The sequence below is a fragment of the Flagellimonas sp. 2504JD1-5 genome (genome assembly GCF_053618295.1).
On sequence record NZ_JBSIOU010000002.1, the window covers coordinates 1111486 to 1134561 of the forward strand.

Below are 23076 nucleotides of genomic sequence, written 5' to 3' on the forward strand. Positions count from 1 at the left end.
ATGAAGATTGGCTTGTTCGGTTATGGTAAAATGGGTAAAATGATTGAGCAAATAGCGCAGCAAAGAGGGCATTCAGTAGTTGCTAAAGTTGATGTGGATACCACCCAGGTTGATTATCAAAATATTGATGTAGCCATCGATTTTAGCACCCCAGATGCTGCATTCAACAATATAACAGGGTGTTTTGAACATGGAATACCCGTAATTTCAGGGACCACAGGTTGGCTTTCCAAATATGACGAAGCCATTGAAATTTGCAATACAAAAAAGGGAGCTTTCATCTATGCTTCCAATTTTAGCCTTGGGGTAAATGTCTTTTTTGAGTTGAACTCCTATTTGGCAAAGATGATGTCCTCCCTAGATCAATATAAAGTATCGATCGAAGAAATTCATCATACCCAAAAACTGGATGCGCCCAGCGGTACGGCGATTACACTAGCAGAAGGAGTTATTGAAAACACTAGTTATCAAAATTGGAAACTGGATGAATCTGATGAAAAAACGATTGCCATAACATCCAAGAGAGAAGGTACAGTGCCCGGAACCCATACCATTACCTATCAAAGTATCGTCGATGCTATTGAAATAAAACATACGGCCCATAACCGCGAAGGATTTGCTTTAGGCGCGGTCATCGCAGCAGAATGGATTCAAGGAAAAACTGGGATTTTTTCTATGAAAGATGTGTTAAATCTGAAATAAAACGTAACAACACTTTAGACTTTCAGTCTAAAAAATAAACTTCTTATGAACGGAACACAGTGGATCATATTTATTTTGATCATACAAGTAATTCACTTTTTAGGAACCTGGAAACTCTATGTAAAAGCTGGAAGAAAAGCATGGGAAGCCGCAATACCGGTTTATAATGGTATTGTATTGATGAAAATCATCAACCGACCTTGGTGGTGGGTATTATTGCTGTTTATTCCGATAATCAATTTATTGATGTTCCCCGTGGTTTGGGTAGAGACCATTAGAAGCTTTGGAAAAAACAAACTTATAGACACGTGGGCTGCAATACTAACCTTTGGTTTTTACATATATTACATCAACTATGCTGAAGATGTCACATACATTGAAAATCGTGACCTAAAACCAAAAACCGGATTGGGTGAGTGGGTAAGTTCCATTGTTTTTGCCATAGTGGCCGCGACATTTGTGCACACCTACTTTATTCAACCCTATGTGATACCAACCCCATCTCTGGAACGGACGCTTCGTATCGGTGATTTCCTTTTTGTTAGCAAGTTCCATTATGGTGCCCGGGTTCCAATGACGGCCGTTGCTGCACCCATGGTTCATGATACGCTTCCACTGGTTAAAACAAAATCTTACTTGAACAAACCCCAAATCCCATTCTTTAGGTTACCTGGCTTTAATGAAGTAAAGAAAAATGACATTGTAGTGTTCAGCTGGCCGGCAGATACGGTCCGTCAATTTTTTGTTGCGGAACGAAAAGTGGAAAAACCAATTGATAAAAAATCCAATTATGTAAAGCGGTGCGTAGGAACACCCGGTGATTCATTGGCCGTGATTGACGGTTTTGTATATATCAATGGTGAAAAACTACAACTTTCCGATAGGGCCAAACCTATGTACGACTATACCGTTTATTCCAAAAAAGGGGTTTCCAGTAAGTTTTTGTCCGATGTAGAGGCCACCGATTATGTTAGAAAATATATTGCAAATAGCATGAGCCAAAATCAGGTGGATGCACTTTCATCTTTGATTATCGGTGTAAGACAGGGAGCAAATGGAAAAATTGAGATCATCACAGATGAAAAAGGCTTACCCACCAAGGCGATACGACAGTTGAGATTATCCTTGACCGAAGAAAAACCTTTATCCAGAAATGCCAATCTAACCGATGAAATGGTGACAACACTTCGGAACAACCCTGCTATTGATTCTGTAGTAAAGACCATGGAACCTAAGGGGGCATACGGCGGTTCATTTCCACAAAAACCCAATCTTTATCCATGGAACAATGATAATTTTGGGCCAATTTACCTTCCAAAGGCAGGTGCCACGGTAGAAATTAATTCCAGAACAATCCCGCTTTACAAAAAAATCATTCGGGATTATGAGCATAACGATGTTAAGGTTTCGGGGCAAAAAGTCTATATCAATGATCAAGAAGCCACTTCGTATACCTTTAAACAAGATTATTATTGGATGATGGGTGACAATCGAGATCATTCTGAAGATAGCAGGGTATGGGGGTATGTACCCGCCAACCATATAGTGGGAAAACCCGTATTCCTCTGGATGAGTTTTGATAATTTCAACGATGGATTGTTAAGCTGGAGGCCTCGCTGGAACCGAATTTTCACAACAGTCGGGGGAAGTGGCGAACCTGTTTCCTATTTCAAGTACTTTTTGATGGTGATTGCCGGTTGGTTTATTTTTGATTTTATCAAAAAGCGAAGAAAGAAGGTTAAAAATTGATTATATTTTTTGGCCTTAGAAACACTATCGGTTTTGAAGGAAATCATAATGTATGTCTAAAATCCTGCTTCATCCAGCCTATTTCCCAAGCATAGCTACATTTGCGATAATTGCCCAAAAAGAGGTGGTTTGGGAGGCACACGATAATTTTCAAAAACAGACCTACAGAAACCGCTGTTACATTTGCACGGACAGAGGAAAACACATGCTGAATATCCCGATTAAGCATGTAGGTGGGTCGGAAGGCCGGCAGAAATACAGTGAAGTCCAAATAGACGATAGCTATACTTGGCGAAAGTTGCATTGGCGCACCCTAGAAACAGCATATAGGACCTCTCCCTTTTTTGAGTTTTATGAAGATGATTTGAAGCCCATTTTTCAAGGAACTACAAGTTCGCTTTTCGACTTTAATTTGAAAACAATCCAAGTTATTTCAGATTGTATTGGAATTCAAGTCTCAACAAACAAAACGACCTCTTTTGAAAAAAAAACCACACAATATCATGACCGTCGAATTTTAGTGGAGGCTAAAAAGAAATTACCTATTGAAATGAACGCTTATCCACAAGTTTTTGAAGAACGACATGGTTTTGTACCCAATTTGAGTATTTTGGATTTACTGTTTAATGAGGGAACAAATGCACTTGCCTATTTAAAGAACCAACCTTTGGATTTTTTAAATGTTTAGGCTTTTTGTCCATTATGGGATTCACTTTCTAGTTCCCCTCCTCATTGTTTTTATTTTCTTTAAGGATAGAAAAGTAGAAGTTTTACTTATACTGATGGCGGGTATGTTGATTGATTTAGATCATCTATTGGCAAATCCCATTTTCGACCCTAACCGATGTAGTATTGGTTTTCATCCGCTACACAGCCATATTGCCATCCTTGTTTATTGTGCATTACCTTTCTTTAAACGCATGCGCTTGTTGGGCCTCGGATTGATCATTCATATTGCAGCGGACATTGCTGATTGCCTACTTCTCTGATTTAAGTCGCAGCGTTGCCATTACAGGATAATGATCAGATAAATTTTCATCGAAGTTCTGATGGGAAATGACCTCAAAATCCTCATCAGCCAAGATATAATCGATTCGTATGGGAAAGCCAAGCAAATTATATGTTCTCCCAAAGCCCTTTCCTTTTTCGAGGAAGGTGTCTTGAAGGTTTCCCTTCAATATTCGATAAACATTGGAGAACTGGGTATTGTTAAAGTCTCCACCAACAATATTGCTATATGGACTTTGGGCCAGATGCTCTTTGAAAATTTTTGCTTGTTCCAGTTGTTTTTCGAAAGTAATTACCAATCTTCTATAATTTCTTTCGTTTTGCTTTTCGGAAAAAGTTTGGGAAGATGGCACAATTTTAAAAGATTGCAAATGAACATTATAAACACGAATGGTATCTTTTTTCGCCACAATATCGGCATAAATAATGTTATTTGTTGTCCCTGGCAAGTCCAAAGACCCTTTTCCTACTATGGGATATTTTGAAAATATTGCCTGAGTGGTTCTAGGAACAGACCTCGGTGTCTCCGTTCTGTAAGAATATTGCTGTAATTGTTTATATCGCGCTCTATGATGCTCTTGAATACATAAAATTTCTGGGTCATTTGCTTTCACAAAATCAATGATCCGGTCTCCAACATCAGCTTCTTTTATCCATTTATTTTTATTAAATCCCCAAGCATTATAGGTCATTATTTTTAAATCGAAGGCATCTTTGCTCTCGACCACATTTCCAATCTTATAAAATGAGCCAAAAATTAGGTAACCAACAACTATAGCCAAAAAAGACCAAATGAATTTCTTTTTTCGTTTAATGACCCAATACCCCAAGAACAACAGGTTCAAAAGAAAAAGTGCCGGGACAAACAAGCTCAAAAACGCGAACAACGGAATGACTTGAATGGTGATATATGAGGAAAGACTGACGAGCAACAACAACATCGCAACAAAAATGTTTATTGCGAAAAATGTTACTTTCCATAAGTTAGTCAATTTCTTCACCGATCAGTCCTCCTTACCCGCTTTAAACAAAAAATCCTTTTCTGCCTTGGATAAACTTTCGTAACCCGACTTGCTAATTTTATCTAAAATGGCGTCAATTTTTCGTTGGTTGGCCTCTTTGTCATACTCGGCCTTACTTTTACTTTTCGTTGTCCGCTTTTTATAAACGGTTTTCATAGGGGCTTTTTTCTCCCGATGTTTAAAAAGTTGCGCAATCACATTTCGGAGTTTAGTAAATCCTGCACCAATATCATTTCCTTGCAGCAATTGTCGTGCATAAATATATCCCAACGCAGCGCCACCCAAATGAGCCAAACGTCCACCAACATTACCTCCGTATGGAATTTGAATCAAGTCCACCAAAACAAAAAAGACACCCACGTGCCAAAGTTTCACATTGAAAAAAATAATGCGTACTTCTTGATTTGGAATATAAGCACATACAAAAATCAAAACGGCAGTTACGCCCGCCGAAGCGCCAACAAGGGCAGTCTGAGTATCCAACAATGTTGGAAAGACATTATAACTAAGTAAGAAAACCGCCCCACCTATGATTACCCCTAAAAAGTAAACATTCAAAAATCTTTGGTTATCGAAAAGATTAAGAAAGATGCGCCCGGCAAAATAAAGCATGATCATATTCCAAAAAATATGCCCAATACCAGCATGAAAAAAAGAATAGGTCACCAACGACCAGGGCTGGCCCAAAAATCCGATAAAATCTTGTGGCAGTTGAAACCACCTTACCACGGAGTTTCCAAACAAAGCCAAAGACAGGCCATCAAGAATGAATACCAAAACATTAATAGCAATCAGTTTCTCAGCAATGCTGAGTCGAGCAAAATTATATTGAAGTCCTTCTGGCATAGATCAATCCCATCGATTTTGGTTAAACTCATTCTTTTTCCAATACCACATCATAATAAAACCGATCAATGCACCGCCGATATGCGCAAAATGTGCAATTCCTGTATTTACGTTTCCTATTCCAAAAAACAGGTCGACAGCCAAAAGTAAGGGTACAAAATACTTTGCTTTTATCGGAACAGGTAAAAATATCAACATCAGTCTTGCTTCAGAATACATAAAGGCAAAAGCCACCAAAATTCCATAGATAGCCCCAGATGCACCAACAACTGGAGTGTTATAAGCGCTCAAAAAATTCTCAATTGTACCTCTGTCCGCCATATTGTACCAATCCGGACTATATTGTCCTCGAGAAATTATATCCAAAACCTGATGTTCGGTCATTCCCGCATTGACGAGTGCATTAAGTCCTTCACTAAACAAATAATAATTCACTCCAGTATGTAACAATGCAGAACCAAGCCCTGCTGAAAAGTAGAAAAACAAAAATTTATTTCTACCCCAAACACGTTCCAGAGGTGTCCCAAAGGCCCATAAAGCATACATATTAAAAAGAATATGCATCAGATTTCCATGCATAAACATATGGCTCACTACCTGCCACCATTGAAAGTTTCCGTTTTTGGGAAACCAAAGCGACAGCCATTGATACATTTGGTCCCCATAAATTTGCGTGGCAAAAAACAAGATCACATTTATGATCAATATATGTTTTACTGCCTCGGTCAATCTTCCCATTTAGTTCAGTTTTTTTTCGATATCTCCTTCGGAGATAATAGTATATGTAATTTTTTGAAACGGACTCAAGCTGGGCTCCTTGCAAGCAAATAAATCGTTTACCAATGCCATCTGTGATTCATGATCCAGAACTTCGCCTGTTTTTACCGCCAAATTTTTTGACAAGGTTTTGGCCAATAATTCAGCCTGTGAAATCCCTGTACCTTCAAATCCTTCTTTGTAATCCGATATTAGGCGATCCAATACCGTGCCAATTCCGCTTTCTGAAACCGCCAAGGGCACGCCTGTCACTTTTACCGTTTCTTCGTCCAAAGTTTCAAACATAAAACCGACGTTGGACAAACTTTCTTTTATTTCTTTTAAAATAACCCTTTCCTGATGTGAAAATGGAAGTTCCAAGGGAAAGAGCAATTGCTGGCTTACACCCTCCTTTACCGTAATCTCTCTCAAAAACTTTTCAAAAAGAACACGCTCATGAGCCCGGTTTTGGTTAATGACCAACATCCCAGATTTAATGGTGCTCACAACATACTTGCGTCGCAATTGAAATGTGACCGCAGCTGGTGTTTCGTCCGTATCATCAGCATAAAAGGTGCCTTGCACCCCTGTTTCCGATTCAATTTCAACACTGCTGAAGTTATCGTTCTCCAAAGGAGGAGTTAAACCTTCATATAAGTTTTCCCAACCTTTTACATCTGGTTTTTGGTAGGATGTTTTTCCCAGAGGTTTATTGCCACTTGGCTGAAAGGGATTAAAGGACGGATCCACCGATACTTGGGGAAGCACAGCCGCTTTTTCTTTGTAAGCATATGGAGTGTCCATGTTGGGGTCGTGCTCAAAATCCAAAATAGGGGCGACATTAAACTGACCCAAGCTATGCTTAATTGTAGATCTAAGAATGGCATAAAGGGTATTTTCATCATCAAACTTAACCTCTGTTTTTGTTGGGTGGATGTTAATATCGATGGATGCCGGATCTACTTCCAAAAACAAGAAATAGCCTGGATAATGGTCGGTTTTAATCAGCCCTTCAAAAGCGGCGACCACCGCATGATGCAAATATGGACTTTTTATGAATCTATTGTTCGCAAAGTAAAACTGTTCTCCCCTACTTTTTTTTGCAAATTCGGGTTTGCACACAAAACCAGAAATTTTGACTACCTCGGTCTCTTCGTTAACAGGCACCAAACGATCCTTCATTCGACTTCCAAACACGTGGACTATACGCTGTCTGTGTTTTGTAATTGGCAGATTAAAAATCTCAGAACCATTATTATAAAAATGGAATTCGATTTGTGGGTGTACCAGGGCCACCCGATGGAACTCATCTGTAATATGCCTGAGTTCAACCTGATTGGATTTTAGAAAATTGCGCCGTGCCGGAATATTAAAAAACAGATTTTTAACCGAAATGGAGGTGCCTTTTGGCGAAGCCACAACCTCTTGGGAAACAATTTTACTGCCCTCTATTTTGATATGGCTCCCGACTTCCGAATTTTCGGTACGGGTTTGCATATCAACATGGGCTATAGCAGCAATGGAGGCCAAGGCTTCTCCTCGAAAACCTTTGGTTTCCAGATTAAATAAATCTTCGGCACATGAAATTTTGGATGTGGCATGTCTCTCAAAAGAGAGCCGTGCATCGGTCTCACTCATGCCAACACCATTATCCACAACCTGAATCAAGGTTTTGCCCCCGTCTTTAACAATGAGCTTTATCAAATGAGCTCCTGCGTCAATGGCATTTTCCAATAGCTCCTTAACCACCGAAGCCGGTCGCTGAACCACTTCCCCTGCTGCAATTTGGTTGGCAACATGGTCTGGCAAAAGTTTAATGATGTCAGCCATTAGGGATTTAGGAATATGGATAAATCAAAGTCGATGATGTACAAAAACAACAATATCAAAACTGCCACGATAATAAGAAAACGAAGTTTTAGGTTCTTATCGCCTTCTGTTTTTAGGTCATCAACAGCGGAGGAAAATTTATTTTTTAGACCTCTTTGTGTATGTGCAGTACTTCTAAATTTATCTAGTTTGTGTTCTATTTTATATGGATTGCCTTCGCCCTTGTAATACCTTGGTGAGTAATCGTACGTCCTATTTTTTCTAAGTTTTAGAAAATTTCGCATGGCATCCTTTTCGTGTAACCTCAAAGGTACTTAAAATCGAAAAACGGGATTGCTCCTTACTGCCAAAAAATGTTAACAGGGTCGAAGTTTAAGTGCAAGTCCAAAATTTAAGTTCAATATTGTACTTGAGCTTGAAGTTAAAGTTTGAACTTAGTTCCCTAGGACGGCCATCTTAATGGCAGCGATTGCAGCCTCGGCTCCTTTATTACCATGTTTACCGCCACTTCGGTCTATCGCCTGTTGCATGGTGTTGTCAGTCAATACACAGAAAATAACGGGAGTATCACATTGAAGATTCAAATCTTTTATTCCTTGGGCAGCGGCGGAACACACAAAATCGAAATGGCTGGTCTCTCCGCGAATTACGCTTCCAATGGCAATAACAGCATCAAGGTTTTGCGTGGACACCATCTTTTTGCATCCAAAAGTAAGTTCAAAACTTCCGGGTACATTCCAACGAACTATATTTTCAGGTAATGCCCCGCAATCCAAAAGCGCATCTTCTGCTCCTTTGTAAAGTCCTTCGGTAATGGTTTCATTCCATTCTGAAACAACAATCCCAAACCGAAGAGACTTCGCATTTGGGATTGTGGTCTTATCATAGGCCGATAAGTTCTTGTTCTCGGTGGCCATTATGCTTTAGTTTTTGGTCAACCCGATAAGCGCGTCGATACCATTTGCTTCTTGGGAAGCTGAAAACTCATCTTTGATTCGCTCAAAAAAACCAAGAGCTTTGTCTTTTTGACCAAGATCAATGGCAATGATTCCGGCCTTATATAAAAATCTTGGTGTAGTAAATTCGTTGGCGCTGTGCGCTATTGCTTTTTCATAGTAGTCCAAAGCGTCTTCTGGTTGATCCAATTGCGAAAAGGCATCTCCAATTCCTCCTTTGGCCATAGCACCCAAAACCGCATCATCAGAAGAAAAGCTTTCCAAATGGGAAATGGCGTTATCATATTGCTGCAGGTTCAAATAGGTCATACCCGCAGAATATTGGGCCAAATTGGCTGCTTTTGTTCCTTTATACTCTTCAATTATATCCAAAAATCCATACTTACCTTCCGCTCCGTTCAAGGCCAACGTAAACAACGAATCTTTTGCTGTCTCGTTGGTCAAGGCTTGGTCAAAATATTGTTGTGGATAAAAAAGTTCATTGGCCGCAGATGCTTCTTTTGGTTTTTGGATAAACTCGTTGTATCCCAAATAACCCAGAACACCCAAAGCAATGGCACCAATGGCACCCAAAATATAATTTTGGTTTCGCTGAACCCAAGCTTCGGTTTTGGAAGCACTTTCATCTAAAGTATTAAATACTTCCGCCGTTGTACTCTGTTCGTCCAGTTGAGCTTCCTCAGCCTTATTTTTTGGCTTAAAGCCTCGCTTCTTGTATGTTGCCATTCTAGATTTTATTAATCGCGCAAAAATAAAGTTTTTATCCAAAACCAAAAGGTAATTTATTCGTTATTTTTGGAATCTTTAACTGACCACCAGGCCATTTGAAACAGCATTCTTCTTTATATTTTTATGTTTTTAAAGCACTTATCCTTAGTTAATTACAAAAATTTTGATTCCAAGGTTCTGGATTTCGACCCTGTAATCAACTGTTTGGTCGGGGATAATGGGGTTGGAAAGACAAACATCCTAGACGCCATTTACCACCTTTCTTTTGGAAAAAGCTACTTCAATCCGGTAACTACCCAAAACATAAAGCACAACACCGATTTTTTTGTAATCGAGGGTGAATTTGAAAAGGACGGACGTACAGAAAAGATTATCTGCAGTTTTAAACGCGGGTTAAAAAAGGTCATCAAGCGAAATGGTAAGGCCTATGAGAAATTTTCAGAGCATATTGGCTTTTTACCTTTGGTAATTATTTCACCGTCTGATCGTGATTTGATCATTGAGGGCAGCGATACCCGAAGAAAATTCATTGATGGTGTCATTTCCCAATCCGATAAGGCATACCTCCAAACACTGATCAAGTACAATAAGGTTTTGGTACAGCGAAATTCCCTGTTGAAATATTTTGTGGCCAACAATACCTTCGACCAAGACACTTTGGTGGTTTATAACGAACAATTGCATTTGTTGGGCACGGAGATCCATAAAAAAAGGGTTGACTTCATCTCTTCCTTCATTCCAATATTTCAAGAGCAGTATGCCCACATTTCTGAAAAAGATGAGCAGATCATGTTGTCCTACCAAAGTCAGCTAACCGAAATAAGCTTGATTGATCTTTTAGAAGACTCCATTGACAAGGACCGAGCATTACAATACACCAGTGTGGGTATACATAAAGACGACCTCAGCTTTACCATTGCCGGTCACCCGATTAAAAAGTTTGGAAGTCAGGGACAGCAAAAATCTTTTTTGATTGCATTGAAATTGGCGCAGTTCCATTTCATAAAAGAACAAGCCAAAACCACCCCTATCTTGTTATTGGATGATATTTTTGACAAATTGGACGAAAATCGGGTTTCTCAAATCGTTGGCTTGGTGGACAATGATAATTTTGGTCAGATCTTTATCAGTGATACCCATGCGGAGCGAACGGAAAATGTAGTTAAAAATATTCGCCAGAGCTATAAAATCTTTACCTTGTAACATGAAGAAAATAGTGCTTTTTTTCGCTGTTTTAGTGTTGTTGGGATGCAAGAAAGAACTGGTTTCCGAGGAACAACTCAATTATTTAAACGGATATTGGGAAATTTCCGAGGTCACATTTCCCGATGGGTCCGAAAAAAAATATACCATCAACCCGAGTATTGATTTTATACAATTGGAAAACAAACAGGGCTTTCGAAAAAAACTAAAACCCAAGTTTAATGGAAGCTATGAAACCTCTCATGATGTGGAATTATTGAAAGTAGTTCAAGGTGAAGCCTTTTTCATATTACAATATTCCAATGAATTTAGTGATTGGGAAGAAACCTTGACCCATTTGGATTCAATGTCTTTTTCAGTTCGGAACAATGATGGCATTTTATATTCATATAAACGCTACGAACCCATTACAATTCCAAAATAATGGCCAAAAGACACAATTCCCATCTACCGCTAGGTGAAGCTCTAAACGAGTTTATCAAAGAAAATAAGCTTCAAAAAGGCATGGATAAGGTCGATGCCAAGGGAGCATGGGAAAAACTTATGGGTAATGGGGTAAACAATTACACTAACTCGGTGGAACTCAAAAATGAAACGCTGTATGTATCTCTTTCCTCCTCCGTGCTACGTGAAGAATTGAGCCTGGGAAAATCCAAAATAATTGCAATGCTCAATGAAGAACTTAAAAAAGAGCTTATAAAAAAGTTGGTGTTACGATAAAAAGGCAATGAAAATAATTGTTGAAACGGAAAGATTGATCATTGCAGAAGCAGAAATTGAAGATTCCAAATTTTTCAAAAATTTGTTGAACAGTCCTAATTGGCTTGAATTTATAGGCGACAGAGGTGTTAAAACCGAAAAACATGCAGAAAATTATATCAAATCGAGCTTAATTTCCTCTTATAACAACAATGGATATGGTCTTTACAAAATGTGTTTAAAAGCATCTTTGCAACCCATTGGCATTTGTGGCTTTGTAAAACGGGATTACCTGGACCATCCAGATATTGGGTTTGCAATTTTACCCGCTTTTGAAGGGAAAGGGTATACGTATGAGGCTTGTATCACTTTATTAAAATATGGGCAACAGAAACTAAATTTAGATTCCATTCTAGGTATCACCGCCCCCGAAAATATTAAATCACAAAAGCTTCTCACTAAAATAGGGTTGAAGAATTCTGGAACAATCGAACCAAAAAAGGACAATGGGGAACTTCTGCTTCTTTTTTCAACTTAAAAACAGGCCAACAGTAAGTTTTTCGATTGCGGTCTAATGCATCAATTTTTCATAGAAATCAAAGCAACTTGGTGTTATAAGGTCAGGCGCCTTATCAGGATCCACTTCAACGAAATCCTTTGAATATGTGTACGCATACCCCATACCCTGATACCATTTACTTATTCTGGTTTTGAACTCAACTTCTGAGTCTTTAGGTCTCAAAATCTCGATTCTAATGGTTTTTATCCCATTTGTAGTGGTTATTTCCTCAACGGCATTGATCAAAGCACGACCGATTCCCAAACCACTTTTATCAAGGTCAGCGCACAGTAGTCCAAATCCAAAAACATCAGGAGTCAGTTTATAATATCGAATTCCGCCTACCACCAAACCTTCATGGTATGCAACCAAGATTTCACCTTTATCGACCAACCCATTAAAATCATTGAACGAAATACGGGGATAATTTTCACCCCAAATTTCTTTCTCGGTTTCAGCATAAGCATATATCAAAATTTGATATAGCCTTTGACGGTCTTCAAAGGACAAAATTTTAGTTTTTGTGGAGACGATTTCCATCATTGCAACGCATTAACAAGAAAACAAGATATTGGGTTTTATTGAAACAAAAAAAGCCGCTCTAATTGAGCAGCTTTTGATATAATATTTCCTTTTTATTAAAAAACTTCCCTTCCAGAAAAATGGAAAGCGCCCTCAATAGCAGCATTTTCATCACTATCAGAACCATGTACTGCATTTTCACCGATACTGGTCGCATATAGTTTACGAATGGTACCTTCAGCAGCTTCAGCAGGGTTTGTAGCACCAATCAATGCACGAAAATCATCAACAGCATTGTCTTTCTCCAAGATAGCGGCGACAATTGGACCTCTAGTCATAAAATCGACCAATTCACCAAAGAAAGGACGCTCTTTGTGGATGGCATAGAATTCCCGGGCATCCCTCTTGCTCAGTTGTGTATATTTCATAGCCACAATTTTGAATCCTGCAGCAGTGATTTTTTCCAAAATTGCACCAATATGGCCATTTTCAACAGCATCTGGCTTAATCATGGTAAATGTTCTATTTCCAGTCATCTTTTTTAAAATTTTGCGCAAACTTACACTTTTTCGAGCAACGGGCAAATGGTAGTTGCTATGCCAGATCAAATTCTTGACGAATCCTTCACATATTTTGAATTTATTAATTTGTTGATTTGAAAATGCAGGAATTTATGAAATATGAAAACTGAACAATTCTGTAGTTTGGAATTTGAGTTTTGAATATTGCATACTAAATGTTGAACTTGAAATTTCAATCACTATAGGTTAGCTATGCCATAAATTGTATCTTTGCCGGCATGAATTTAGAGGACATTGCGACGGTAAAGTCGATTCTTTCCCAACCCCAAAAGATTGTTATCATACCCCATAAAAACCCGGATGGTGATGCCATGGGCTCCTGCTTGGGGCTGTACGGATATCTTAAATCCCTTGATCATAAAGCCGCGGTTATCACTCCAAACGATTATCCCAAATTTTTGAAATGGATGCCCAATAATGAGGTGGTCCTTAATTTTGAAAAAGAAAACTCACAGGCTAAAAAATGGTTGGAAGAAGCCACTGTGGTCTTCACATTGGATTTCAATGACCTGTCCAGAACGGGGCAACTGCATGCCATCCTTGAAGAAAAGGAAGCTGATTTCATCATGATCGACCACCATCAGCAGCCAAAAGATTATGCACGGGTTACCTATTCCGACGTGACCATGAGCTCCACCTGTGAAATGGTCTACAATTTCATTGAGTATTTGGGTGGATTGGATAAAATTGATGAAGAGATTGCCACCAATCTGTATACTGGTATCATGACCGATACCGGGTCCTTTAAATATCGTTCCACATCGAGTAGGACACACAAGGTAGTGGCAGATTTAATAGATCGCGGTGCCGATAATATGCAAATCCATCAACAAGTTTTTGATACCAACTCTCCTTCACGCTTACATCTTTTGGGTGTTGCATTGAGCAATATGGTCATTCTGCCTGAATACAAAACGGCTTACATTACCATCACCCAAGATGAACTGGATGCCCATGATTTTAAAAAAGGGGATACCGAAGGTTTTGTAAATTACGGCCTGACATTGGAAGGGATTATTTTCGCTGTGATTTTTATTGAAAACAAGGAAGAAGGTATTATAAAGATTTCCTTTCGCTCTGTTGGTGATTTTTCAGTGAACGAATTTGCCAGAAAGCACTTCAACGGTGGCGGGCATGACAATGCTGCAGGAGGTCGAAGTGATGATCATATGGATGCGACCATCGAGAATTTCAACACAATCCTTAAAACCTATAAATCGCAATTGAATCCATGAGAATCCTGACGCTTCTTACTTTACTATTTATTGTTGTGGGTTGTGGCGGTCCCGAACCCCGAAGACCTGTGAAGGTAAAATCAGGAAGCTTTTTTAAAGAATCTGTGGAACGGAACAAAGCGCTGTTGGCCAAAGAGGAAAAACTGATTCAGGAAATCATAGCTCAAGATACCATTCATTCATACCTTACAAGTTCAAATGGATTTTGGTATTATTTTGAAAATAAAAATGAGGAATCTGCCTATTTCCCAAAAACAGATGACCAAATCTTGTTCTCCTACAATCTGCTCACGATGGATAATGACACTTTGTATTCCGCCGAAGAAATAGGCCCAAAATCCTATGTTGTTGACAAGGAACAATTATTTCCAGGATTACAAAATGCCGTAAAATTGCTCAAAATCAATGAACGGGCCACCTTTTTATTCCCATCGTTGCAAGCTTATGGCTATCATGGGGACGGGGACAAAATTGGCCCCATTACACCTTTAAAATCAACAATCGAATTACATACAATCATTATAAATCAAGATAGCTTAAATCTTAAACCATGAATATCATGAAACAATCACTTGTTTTAATCACTCTATTTTCAATCGTCCTATTAGGATGCAAGTCCAGCAAATATGCTGATTTAGGTGATGGAATTTTCGCAGATATCCAGACTTCCCAGGGAGATATCATCATAAAATTGGAACACGAAAAAACCCCGGTCACCGTCGCCAATTTTGTATCCCTTGCCGAGGGCAGCAATCCGTTTGTTGCGGACAGTCTTAAAGGAAAGAAGTTCTATGATGGCATTGTCTTCCACAGAATCATTAAAGATTTTATGATTCAAGGAGGTGACCCTCTGGGTACTGGAAGAGGGAATCCAGGTTATAAATTCAAGGATGAATTCCACGATTCGCTATCCCATTCCAAAAAAGGAATTTTGTCAATGGCCAATTCCGGCCCTAAAACCAATGGAAGTCAATTTTTCATCACACATAAAGAGACACCTTGGTTAAATGGTAAGCATACTGTATTTGGTGAAGTGGTAACAGGAATTGAAGTTGTTGACACTATCGCCAATGTAAAAACCCTGCCTGGTGACAAACCTGAGGTTGATGTGGTCATGAACAAGGTTGAAATTGTACGAAATGGAAAAGAGGCCAAAAAATTTGATGCCGTCCAGATCATGCAAGATTACTTCAAGGAGGAAGAAGAAGCAGTTGCGGCCTTTAATAAAATGAAAGCCGATTTTATAGCTGAGCTAGTCAAGCAAAAAGAAGAAGCCGAGGAAACCGCATCAGGGCTTCGTATTTATTCTTTGAAAAAAGGTGAGGGAGAACAACCAAAGATTGGGCAAAAAGTTATGGTCTATTATGCTGGATGGTTACCTGATGGAAACTTGTTCGACAGTAACGTTGAAGAAGTAGCAGCCAAATTCAATAAATTGAATCCAGGAAGAAGAGACCAAGGCGGTTACCAGCCCTTCCCGATGGATTATAGCCCGGAAGCCAGATTAATACCAGGCTTCAGGGAAGGACTTCAGACCATGAAGGTTGGGGACAAGGTACGTTTATTCATTCCTTCACATTTAGGCTATGGCCCTCAAGGCGGTGGCCCCATCCCTCCAAATTCAGACCTTATCTTTGATTTGGAAATCACTGGAATCCAAGAGTAACATCATGCTAACATAAGCATCATAAGAGGCTGTCCAAAAAAGAATTCCTTTGTTGTCAAACTGAGCCCGTCGAAGTTTATTACTTTTTATACTTTCAAAGAGTCTTCGACAAGCTCAGACTGACAATTTTGTATTCACATGACTTTTTGGGCAGCCTTTTTATATATAAAGCTTTGTTAAGATATGAAGTCGTATTGGCATTCTAGGAATTAAGAATTAGATTAGAACTCAGTAATTCCATACATTTGGGTTTGAAGGGACAAAAGGTCAAAACTATTATCGCATTGGCTTTGCCAGTACAGGTGATTCTTGTAAAATGGATTGGCAGCTATCCGCTATTTATAGAAAAATATTATAGCAACGGAATTTATCCAGCAATTTCCCAGTTTTTTAGAACCCTTCTGGGCTGGATACCTTTTTCTGTTGGAGATATTTTTTATCTGTTGCTCTTTTGGCTGGTAGGTAAATACATTTACAAGAACTGGAAATCAATAAGAAGTAAACCGCTACTTTTCGGGAAGGATATTTTAGTGGTCTTATCCATTGCCTACTTCGCCTTCCATCTACTTTGGGGGATGAATTACTATCGATTGCCCATAGAACAAAAGTTTGGGATACAAAGGGAATACGGTAAAGTGGAGCTGTTGGATTTCACCCAATATCTAATTCACAAATCAAACCAATATCAACAACAAATCACCGGCGATTCCATTGAACCCGTGAAAATCCCCTATTCCAGAAAGAAAATTTTTGAAAAAACTAAAGAAGGTTATGCCAAGTTCAAAAAAACCTATCCCGATTTTGAATATACCCCCTCGAGCATAAAAGCCTCCCTTTTTAGCCTCCCTTTGACTTATATGGGCTATGGCGGCTATTTGAACCCATTTTCCAATGAAGCTCAAGTCAATGGAGTCGCACCCTTATTCCGGCTTCCTGTGGTAAGTGGTCATGAAATAGGACATCAATTGGGTTATTCTGCCGAAGATGCCACTAATCTCATAGGTTTTTTGGTTACTTCGCAAAATGAGGATCCCTATTTCAAATATGCGGCCTACAGTCACGCGCTGAGCTATTGCTTATCTGATTTGTCCCAAAAAGACGAAAAAGCATTCAAGGTTTTATGGGGTATTCTCAATCCAGGAGTCAAAAAGAACTTTAAAGAACTACAAGAGTTTTGGGCTCAATATGAAAACCCTTTGGAACCGGTTTTCAAATCTATTTTCAATACTTTTTTAAAAGCAAACAATCAAGAAGAAGGTATTCAAAGTTACAATTCGGTCGTGGGCTTACTGATAAGTTACCACGACCGAAAAGGGTTTTGAGTTAATCTTGCAAGATTTCGTTTTTAATTGTTGTTCTTGGCTTCAACAAAAATGGCCTGATCAGGCTTAGCGTAATAACCATCAGGCTTGGCAGTTTTACTTAAGGTAACGTTCTCAAAATTCACGGTACTTCTGGCATCAAGTATTTTGGTTCCTTCATAATTGTACCATGTTATGGATTTGGGAAGGGTCACTCCCTCAATTTCTTGCCAATCGTCATATCGAATCCATTTTACATTGTCTGAAACTTCTCCTGTTCTGTAAGTCACAGTATACCCCAACCATGCCATTTTTTGGGTGTCAGGGTCAACATGAATAAAATATTCATCCTTGGGTGAAGTTCCTACACCTGAATCATATGAAATACGAATTCCAGGATAGCTTTTCCCTGCATATACCAAGGCTTCAGTTTCACTATAGTTTATACCATCATCGGACAAAACAAACGGCATGGCATAGAAATAGAACATGAGGTTATGATAAAAAACAGCATCACCCTTATAGTTTTCACCAGCATCCAACAACCAGACCTTTTCACCATTTGATCCCATTGAAAATTTTTCGGTGTCAACACGGTCCTTTCTGGTCCAAAGGTCTATCGTATGCAATTCTTTCTGATCGGGTTTAGGAATCTCATACGTCAATGTTCGTTGGTTTTTCCAGTTTTTTAAACTGCCATGAGCGTTAAATACAATTTCTAAAGCTTCTGGATAGCTTGCTACAGCATTCATTTCTTGTGATTCGCTTTCCGCAGTCCCAAACTCCTTCTGGGGGCTGTTCTTGCAAGCAAACGCAACAAATGCAAGAAGGATAATACTTAAATTTCTCATTTTGGTAGTTGTTTGCCGCTTTGTCGTAAAAGCCATTTCAAGATTACAAGAATATGTATTTTTGATGTGTGAAGGAAGCCAAACGCATCAGCAGCACCCAAAATCCACTGATTAAAAACCTAGTGCTACTTAAGGAGAAATCCCGGGAAAGAAAAAAGACAGGTCTTTTTGTGGTGGAAGGCCAACGCGAAATTGAACTGGCCTTAAAAGGTGGGTATAGTATTGACACTGTTTTATATTGCCCTGAAATCGTAAACCATTTTTCCAAAAATCCAATTTCCGAAAATCCAAATATCCAATTCATACAAATATCAACATCGGTCTACGAAAAAGTAGCCTATCGTGAAAGTACAGAAGGAATTTTGTGCATTGCCAAGGCAAAGGACCTTACTTTGGAAAACCTTCAACTTAAAACTAAAAACCCATTGATTCTGGTAGCAGAAGCGCCCGAAAAGCCTGGTAATATTGGTGCGCTTCTACGTACAGCCGATGCCGCAGCCGTGGATGCTGTTTTAATTGCCAACCCAAGAACAGATCTTTATAATCCCAATATTATAAGATCAAGTGTAGGCTGTGTTTTTACCAATACCATTGGAACGGGAACAACGGCAGAAATCATTTCATTTCTCAGAGAAAAAGACATTAAAATATTTTGCGCAGCCCTTACCGCATCCAAAAATTACGTAGAATGCGATTTTAGTTCAGGATCTGCCATAGTTGTAGGCACTGAAGCAACAGGTCTATCTGAGAATTGGCTGCAAAACTCGCATCAAAACATTATCATTCCCATGCAAGGCCAAATTGATTCCATGAACGTTTCCGTGTCAGCAGCAATACTTATATTTGAGGCAAAGCGGCAACGCGGATTTTGAGCTATGGAAAAAACTACGCTGTTCTATGTGATCATTGCAATTTTGGTGATCCAATACCTGATTCAACAAATTTTGGAATATCTCAATGCCAGGCGTTTTAGGTCCGTGGTGCCAGCGGAGCTGAGCGATGTTTTTGATGCCAATGAATATCAAAAATCACAGGAATACAAACTAACCAATTATCGTTTCGGGATGTTCTCAGATGGCTTTTCGCTTGTTCTGACCCTAGGCTTTCTGTTCTTTGGAGGTTTTGAATGGGTGGATGGCCTTACACGTTCTTGGGTTGACCAGACTATTCCCATGGCATTGATTTTCTTTGGAATCATCCTATTGGGAAGTGGCATTTTAGGATTGCCCTTCTCGTACTACCAAACCTTTGTTATTGAGGAGCGGTACGGATTTAATAAAGCAACCAAAAAAGTGTTCTTTTTGGACAAATTAAAGGGAATGTTTCTCGCGGCCCTATTTGGAGGGGGAATACTTTCATTGTTCATTCTGTTCTATCAATGGACAGGGCCTAAGTTTTGGGTATATGCGTGGCTATTGGCGGCAGTTTTTATACTGTTTATGAATCTGTTTTATAGTCGATTGATAGTTCCTCTTTTCAACAAACAGACTCCGTTGACCGATGGAAATTTAAAAAGTGCCATTGAGGCCTATGCCAAAAAGGTTGGATTTGAGCTCAAGAACATTTTTGTGATAGATGGCTCTAAAAGGTCCACCAAAGCCAATGCCTATTTTTCAGGATTTGGAAAGGAAAAAAGGATAACCTTGTTCGATACCTTGATCAACGATCTGGATGAAGATGAAATTGTGGCAGTTTTGGCCCACGAAGTGGGGCATTATAAACGGAAGCATATTATTTTCAACTTAGCAGTTTCATTGGGGTTGATGGGATTCACACTATATATTCTTTCGCTATTCATAAACACTCCTGAAATTTCCTTGGCCATTGGAGTTTCCACTCCAAGTTTTCATGCCGGACTTATTGGCTTTGTCCTTCTTTATAGTCCCATTTCGGAAATCACAAGTCTTGCTATGAATTATTTGTCACGGAAATTCGAATTTCAGGCTGATGATTATGCCAAAAGCACCTTTTCTGCCGACCCATTGATAACCTCCTTGAAAAAGTTGTCAAAAAACAGTTTGAGTAATCTGACACCGCATCCTGCGTACGTTTTTGTGCATTATTCCCACCCCCCATTAATTGAACGGATTCGGAACTTAAAGGCATAGTTTTTGTTGTTTACCTTCAAAGATTATGGTAACTTTAATATACTATGACGGAGGCTGCTATCGAAAAAGAGAATAAGGAGATTGCCAAGCAATATAAAGAATTGCTTCGCATCAGCTATCAAACCTTGACCAAAGAGGACAAGAAATTGATACGCTCTGCCTTTGATGTGGCCGTTGATGCACATAAAGATCAACGTAGAAAGTCAGGCGAAGCCTATATTTTTCATCCTATTGCGGTCGCCAAAATCGTTGCCTCAAAAATTGGTTTGGATGCCGTTTCCATTGCCTCTGCCCTGCTCCATGATGTTGTTGAGGATACACCTTACACCTTGGATGATATTGAGCGCATGTTCGGTGAGACCGTGGCCCGAATTGTAGACGGACTCACCAAAATAGCCCACCTTAAAAAAGACAAGGATATAAGTCAGCAAGCAGAGAATTTCCGGAAAATGCTGCTGACCTTGCACGATGATGTACGTGTGATCATCATCAAAATTGCTGATCGCTACCACAATATGCTCACCATGGACTCCATGCCAGAGCACAAGCAGGTGAAGATAGCTTCGGAAACGCTGTATATCTATGCTCCTTTAGCCCATAGAATTGGTCTCTATAACATTAAGACCCATCTTGAGGATCTGAGTTTAAAATATACCGAACCGGAGGTATACCAGGATATCCAAGCGAAAATTGAAGATACCGAAGAAGAGCAATTGGCCTATATCGAAGATTTTTCCAATGTTATTCGAAACTCTCTCGATAAAGAAAAGCTCAATTACGATATCAAAGGACGGATGAAGTCCATTTTTTCCATCCGAAGGAAAATGAAGGCCCAAAATGTGGCTTTTGATGAGGTATATGACAAATTTGCCATTCGGATCACTTATAAATCGGACAAAAAGAATGAAAAGTTCTTAGCCTGGAAGATTTATTCCATAGTTACAGATCACTTTACCCCTAACCCCATTCGATTGCGGGATTGGATCACATCCCCTAAATCCACAGGTTATGAAGCCCTGCATATTACGGTTATGGGGCCAAAGGGAAAATGGGTCGAAGTGCAGATACGGAGCGAGCGTATGCACGAAATTGCGGAGAAAGGCTATGCCGCCCACTTTAAATATAAGCACGGGGAACAGAAAGAACAGGGTATTGAAGATTGGTTAAATCGGTTACAGGAGGCCTTGGAAACTTCGAACGGAAACGCTGTGGATTTTGTGGAAGAATTCAAACTGAACCTCTATTCCAAAGAAATCTTTGTGTTTACGCCAAAAGGAGATTTAAAATCGATGCCCAAAGGATCAACTCCACTTGATTTTGCCTTCCACATCCACACTGAGGTTGGTATGAAAACCCGTGGTGCTCGGGTAAATGGAAAACTTGTACCACTTGGCTCCGAGCTGAACAGTGGCGACCAAGTCGAAATAATCACTTCAGAAAGTGCAAAACCCAATCAAAGTTGGTTAGATTATGCCCAAACAGCCAGAGCGCGGTCTAAAATCAAATCCTCTTTAAGTGAAGAGAAAAAGAGCATTGCAACAGACGGAAAAGAAGTACTGCGAAGAAAGCTGAAATCGCAAAAAATTACACTGAACGAGGATACCGTAAACAAATTGGTCACCTTTTTCAAGTTAAAAACCAGTCTGGACCTCTTTTATAGAGTCGGAATCGGGGTTATTGACAATGAGCGTATCAAAGAATTTGCCTCATCATACCATAACGCCTTTCTTAATTTCTTCAAAAACAAAATCCGAAGAAACCCTGCTCCAAAGGATGTTGACAAAGAAGAAATCACCACCAAGTATGACATGCTGGTGTTTGGGAAAGAGGAAGAAAAACTCACCTACAAGTTGTCTCAATGTTGCAATCCCATACCTGGTGACGATGTATTTGGCTTTGTAAGTGTAAACGACGGCATTAAAGTGCACAAAAAAAACTGCCCCAATTCCATATCGCTTCAATCCAACTATGCATACCGCATCATGTCTGCCAAATGGATTGACTCCACGCAAGAAGAGTTTGCTGCTGATATTGAATTGACAGGTATTGACAATTTGGGCCTGGTGAATGATATCACGAATATCATCTCTGACAACATGCACGTAAACATGCGAAATCTAAATTTTAGTGCAGACGGAGGAACTTTTAAGGGAAAAATAAAATTGGTGGTCAAAAACAACAATATCCTCAAAAAATTAATGAACAATCTAAAGCAGGTTGAGGGTATTGACAAAGTGACCAGAATTTAATTTTTAGCTGTACCTTTGTCCTTTAGCATTGGTGAGAAGGCTATGGGAAACAACAAAAATCAAGAAATTGTAAAAAATGTGTTCACATCCTTTTTAGAAGAAAAAGGACATCGAAAAACACCGGAGCGCTACGCCATTTTACAAGAAATTTACAACAGTGACGATCATTTTGACGTAGAGTCGCTCTATATTAAAATGAAGACCAAAAACTATCGGGTCAGTCGTGCTACACTGTACAACACCATCGAACTTTTATTGGATTGCAAACTGGTAAGAAAGCACCAATTCGGTAAAAATCAGGCGCAATATGAAAAATCATACTTTGACCGACAGCATGATCATGTCATTCTTACTGATACCGGTGAAGTAAAGGAATTTTGTGACCCCCGTATCCAATCCATCAAAAAAACCATAGAGGAGGTTTTTAACATTAAGATTCATAACCACTCACTCTATTTCTACGGAACAAAAAACAAAGAAGAAAACCTAACCGAATAACCAACA

26 protein-coding genes are annotated in these 23076 nt (G+C 39.3%); 16 read left to right on the forward strand and 10 right to left on the reverse strand.

Translation table 11 applies throughout. The annotated features are described in order from the left end of the window. From dapB to ACULLG_RS14430, 4 genes are read left to right on the forward strand one after another with little or no spacing between them, the layout of a single operon-like run. Nucleotides 1-702 (forward strand): 4-hydroxy-tetrahydrodipicolinate reductase, encoded by a 702-nt coding sequence (gene dapB / locus ACULLG_RS14415; protein ID WP_452127501.1) that lies wholly within the window; start codon nucleotides 1-3, stop codon nucleotides 700-702. 45 nt (nucleotides 703-747) lie between these two features. Further along, nucleotides 748-2451, forward strand: a complete 1704-nt coding sequence (gene lepB / locus ACULLG_RS14420; RefSeq protein WP_452127502.1) for a signal peptidase I — start codon at nucleotides 748-750, stop codon at nucleotides 2449-2451. A 52-nt stretch (nucleotides 2452-2503) separates the two neighbouring features. Further along, nucleotides 2504-3139 carry a WbqC family protein gene (locus ACULLG_RS14425; protein WP_452127503.1) on the forward strand — a complete coding sequence of 212 codons (636 nt, stop codon included), beginning with the start codon at nucleotides 2504-2506 and terminating at the stop codon, nucleotides 3137-3139. Further along, the gene (locus ACULLG_RS14430) at nucleotides 3132-3440 is read left to right on the forward strand and encodes a DUF6122 family protein (protein ID WP_452127504.1); all 309 of its coding nucleotides are present in this window, start codon (nucleotides 3132-3134) and stop codon (nucleotides 3438-3440) included. Before ACULLG_RS14425 ends, ACULLG_RS14430 begins: the two co-directional genes overlap by 8 nt. On the opposite strand, the gene ACULLG_RS14435 is transcribed toward ACULLG_RS14430, so the two are convergent. The 7 genes from ACULLG_RS14435 to ACULLG_RS14465 form a co-directional block, all read right to left on the reverse strand. Further along, nucleotides 3429-4400, reverse strand: coding sequence for an endonuclease/exonuclease/phosphatase family protein (locus tag ACULLG_RS14435; protein ID WP_452127505.1), 972 nt, complete (start codon nucleotides 4398-4400; stop codon nucleotides 3429-3431). The two genes, ACULLG_RS14430 and ACULLG_RS14435, sit on opposite strands and share 12 nt — an antisense overlap. Before the next feature lie 63 nt (nucleotides 4401-4463). Next, nucleotides 4464-5327, reverse strand: coding sequence for a rhomboid family intramembrane serine protease (locus ACULLG_RS14440; protein ID WP_452127506.1), 864 nt, complete (start codon nucleotides 5325-5327; stop codon nucleotides 4464-4466). A 3-nt stretch (nucleotides 5328-5330) separates the two neighbouring features. Beyond that, entirely contained in the window at nucleotides 5331-6065 is a 735-nt protein-coding gene (locus ACULLG_RS14445) for a rhomboid family intramembrane serine protease (protein ID WP_452127507.1), read from the reverse strand. After that, on the reverse strand, nucleotides 6066-7913 hold the full coding sequence (gene mutL / locus ACULLG_RS14450) for a DNA mismatch repair endonuclease MutL (RefSeq protein WP_452127508.1): 1848 nt from the start codon (nucleotides 7911-7913) through the stop codon (nucleotides 6066-6068). Further along, entirely contained in the window at nucleotides 7913-8197 is a 285-nt protein-coding gene (locus tag ACULLG_RS14455) for a riboflavin synthase subunit beta (protein WP_452127509.1), read from the reverse strand. The genes mutL and ACULLG_RS14455 overlap by 1 nt, the downstream gene beginning before the upstream one ends. 150 nt (nucleotides 8198-8347) lie before the next feature. Continuing rightward, the gene (gene ribH, locus ACULLG_RS14460; RefSeq protein ID WP_452127510.1) at nucleotides 8348-8830 is read right to left on the reverse strand and encodes a 6,7-dimethyl-8-ribityllumazine synthase; all 483 of its coding nucleotides are present in this window, start codon (nucleotides 8828-8830) and stop codon (nucleotides 8348-8350) included. Between the two features lie 6 nt (nucleotides 8831-8836). After that, a complete protein-coding gene (locus ACULLG_RS14465; RefSeq protein ID WP_452127511.1) occupies nucleotides 8837-9595 on the reverse strand; it encodes a tetratricopeptide repeat protein in 759 nt (252 codons plus the stop codon). Between the two features lie 126 nt (nucleotides 9596-9721). Here ACULLG_RS14465 and recF point away from each other — a divergent pair, with 126 nt between their 5' ends. The 4 genes from recF to ACULLG_RS14485 are packed head-to-tail and all read left to right on the forward strand — an operon-like array spanning nucleotide 9722 to nucleotide 12038. Further along, entirely contained in the window at nucleotides 9722-10801 is a 1080-nt protein-coding gene (recF, locus tag ACULLG_RS14470) for a DNA replication/repair protein RecF (RefSeq protein ID WP_452127512.1), read from the forward strand. A gap of 1 nt (nucleotide 10802) precedes the next feature. Next, nucleotides 10803-11225, forward strand: coding sequence for a hypothetical protein (locus ACULLG_RS14475; RefSeq protein ID WP_452127513.1), 423 nt, complete (start codon nucleotides 10803-10805; stop codon nucleotides 11223-11225). Further along, nucleotides 11225-11521: a DUF721 domain-containing protein gene (locus ACULLG_RS14480; RefSeq protein ID WP_452127514.1), complete on the forward strand. Its 297-nt coding sequence runs from the start codon at nucleotides 11225-11227 to the stop codon at nucleotides 11519-11521. The genes ACULLG_RS14475 and ACULLG_RS14480 overlap by 1 nt, the downstream gene beginning before the upstream one ends. Before the next feature lie 7 nt (nucleotides 11522-11528). Beyond that, nucleotides 11529-12038: a GNAT family N-acetyltransferase gene (locus tag ACULLG_RS14485; RefSeq protein ID WP_452127515.1), complete on the forward strand. Its 510-nt coding sequence runs from the start codon at nucleotides 11529-11531 to the stop codon at nucleotides 12036-12038. Between the two features lie 33 nt (nucleotides 12039-12071). Here ACULLG_RS14485 and ACULLG_RS14490 read toward each other — a convergent pair whose 3' ends face one another. After that, complete coding sequence (locus tag ACULLG_RS14490) at nucleotides 12072-12602, reverse strand: GNAT family N-acetyltransferase (protein WP_452127516.1); 531 nt, start codon at nucleotides 12600-12602, stop codon at nucleotides 12072-12074. A gap of 95 nt (nucleotides 12603-12697) precedes the next feature. After that, nucleotides 12698-13117, reverse strand: coding sequence for a nucleoside-diphosphate kinase (locus ACULLG_RS14495; RefSeq protein ID WP_452127517.1), 420 nt, complete (start codon nucleotides 13115-13117; stop codon nucleotides 12698-12700). Nucleotides 13118-13380: 263 nt separating this feature from the next. Between ACULLG_RS14495 and ACULLG_RS14500 the strand changes: the two genes are divergently transcribed. The 4 genes from ACULLG_RS14500 (at nucleotide 13381) to ACULLG_RS14515 (ending at nucleotide 17385) form a co-directional block, all read left to right on the forward strand. Then, entirely contained in the window at nucleotides 13381-14397 is a 1017-nt protein-coding gene (locus ACULLG_RS14500; protein ID WP_452127518.1) for a DHH family phosphoesterase, read from the forward strand. Beyond that, nucleotides 14394-14951: a gliding motility-associated peptidyl-prolyl isomerase GldI gene (gene gldI, locus ACULLG_RS14505; protein ID WP_452127519.1), complete on the forward strand. Its 558-nt coding sequence runs from the start codon at nucleotides 14394-14396 to the stop codon at nucleotides 14949-14951. Before ACULLG_RS14500 ends, gldI begins: the two co-directional genes overlap by 4 nt. 5 nt (nucleotides 14952-14956) lie before the next feature. Further along, nucleotides 14957-16063, forward strand: a complete 1107-nt coding sequence (locus ACULLG_RS14510; protein WP_452127520.1) for a peptidylprolyl isomerase — start codon at nucleotides 14957-14959, stop codon at nucleotides 16061-16063. Nucleotides 16064-16314: 251 nt separating this feature from the next. Continuing rightward, nucleotides 16315-17385, forward strand: a complete 1071-nt coding sequence (locus ACULLG_RS14515) for a DUF3810 domain-containing protein (RefSeq protein ID WP_452127521.1) — start codon at nucleotides 16315-16317, stop codon at nucleotides 17383-17385. Between the two features lie 23 nt (nucleotides 17386-17408). On the opposite strand, the gene ACULLG_RS14520 is transcribed toward ACULLG_RS14515, so the two are convergent. Next, nucleotides 17409-18215 carry a DUF6503 family protein gene (locus ACULLG_RS14520; protein WP_452127522.1) on the reverse strand — a complete coding sequence of 269 codons (807 nt, stop codon included), beginning with the start codon at nucleotides 18213-18215 and terminating at the stop codon, nucleotides 17409-17411. Nucleotides 18216-18283: 68 nt separating this feature from the next. Here ACULLG_RS14520 and ACULLG_RS14525 point away from each other — a divergent pair, with 68 nt between their 5' ends. The 4 genes from ACULLG_RS14525 to ACULLG_RS14540 are packed head-to-tail and all read left to right on the forward strand — an operon-like array spanning nucleotide 18284 to nucleotide 23070. Next, nucleotides 18284-19087 (forward strand): TrmH family RNA methyltransferase, encoded by an 804-nt coding sequence (locus ACULLG_RS14525; RefSeq protein WP_452127523.1) that lies wholly within the window; start codon nucleotides 18284-18286, stop codon nucleotides 19085-19087. Nucleotides 19088-19090: 3 nt separating this feature from the next. Then, nucleotides 19091-20323 (forward strand): M48 family metallopeptidase, encoded by a 1233-nt coding sequence (locus ACULLG_RS14530; RefSeq protein ID WP_452127524.1) that lies wholly within the window; start codon nucleotides 19091-19093, stop codon nucleotides 20321-20323. 44 nt (nucleotides 20324-20367) lie between these two features. After that, nucleotides 20368-22572 (forward strand): RelA/SpoT family protein, encoded by a 2205-nt coding sequence (locus tag ACULLG_RS14535; RefSeq protein ID WP_452127525.1) that lies wholly within the window; start codon nucleotides 20368-20370, stop codon nucleotides 22570-22572. Between the two features lie 42 nt (nucleotides 22573-22614). Continuing rightward, nucleotides 22615-23070: a Fur family transcriptional regulator gene (locus ACULLG_RS14540; protein ID WP_452127526.1), complete on the forward strand. Its 456-nt coding sequence runs from the start codon at nucleotides 22615-22617 to the stop codon at nucleotides 23068-23070. The last annotated feature ends 6 nt before the right edge of the window (nucleotides 23071-23076 follow it).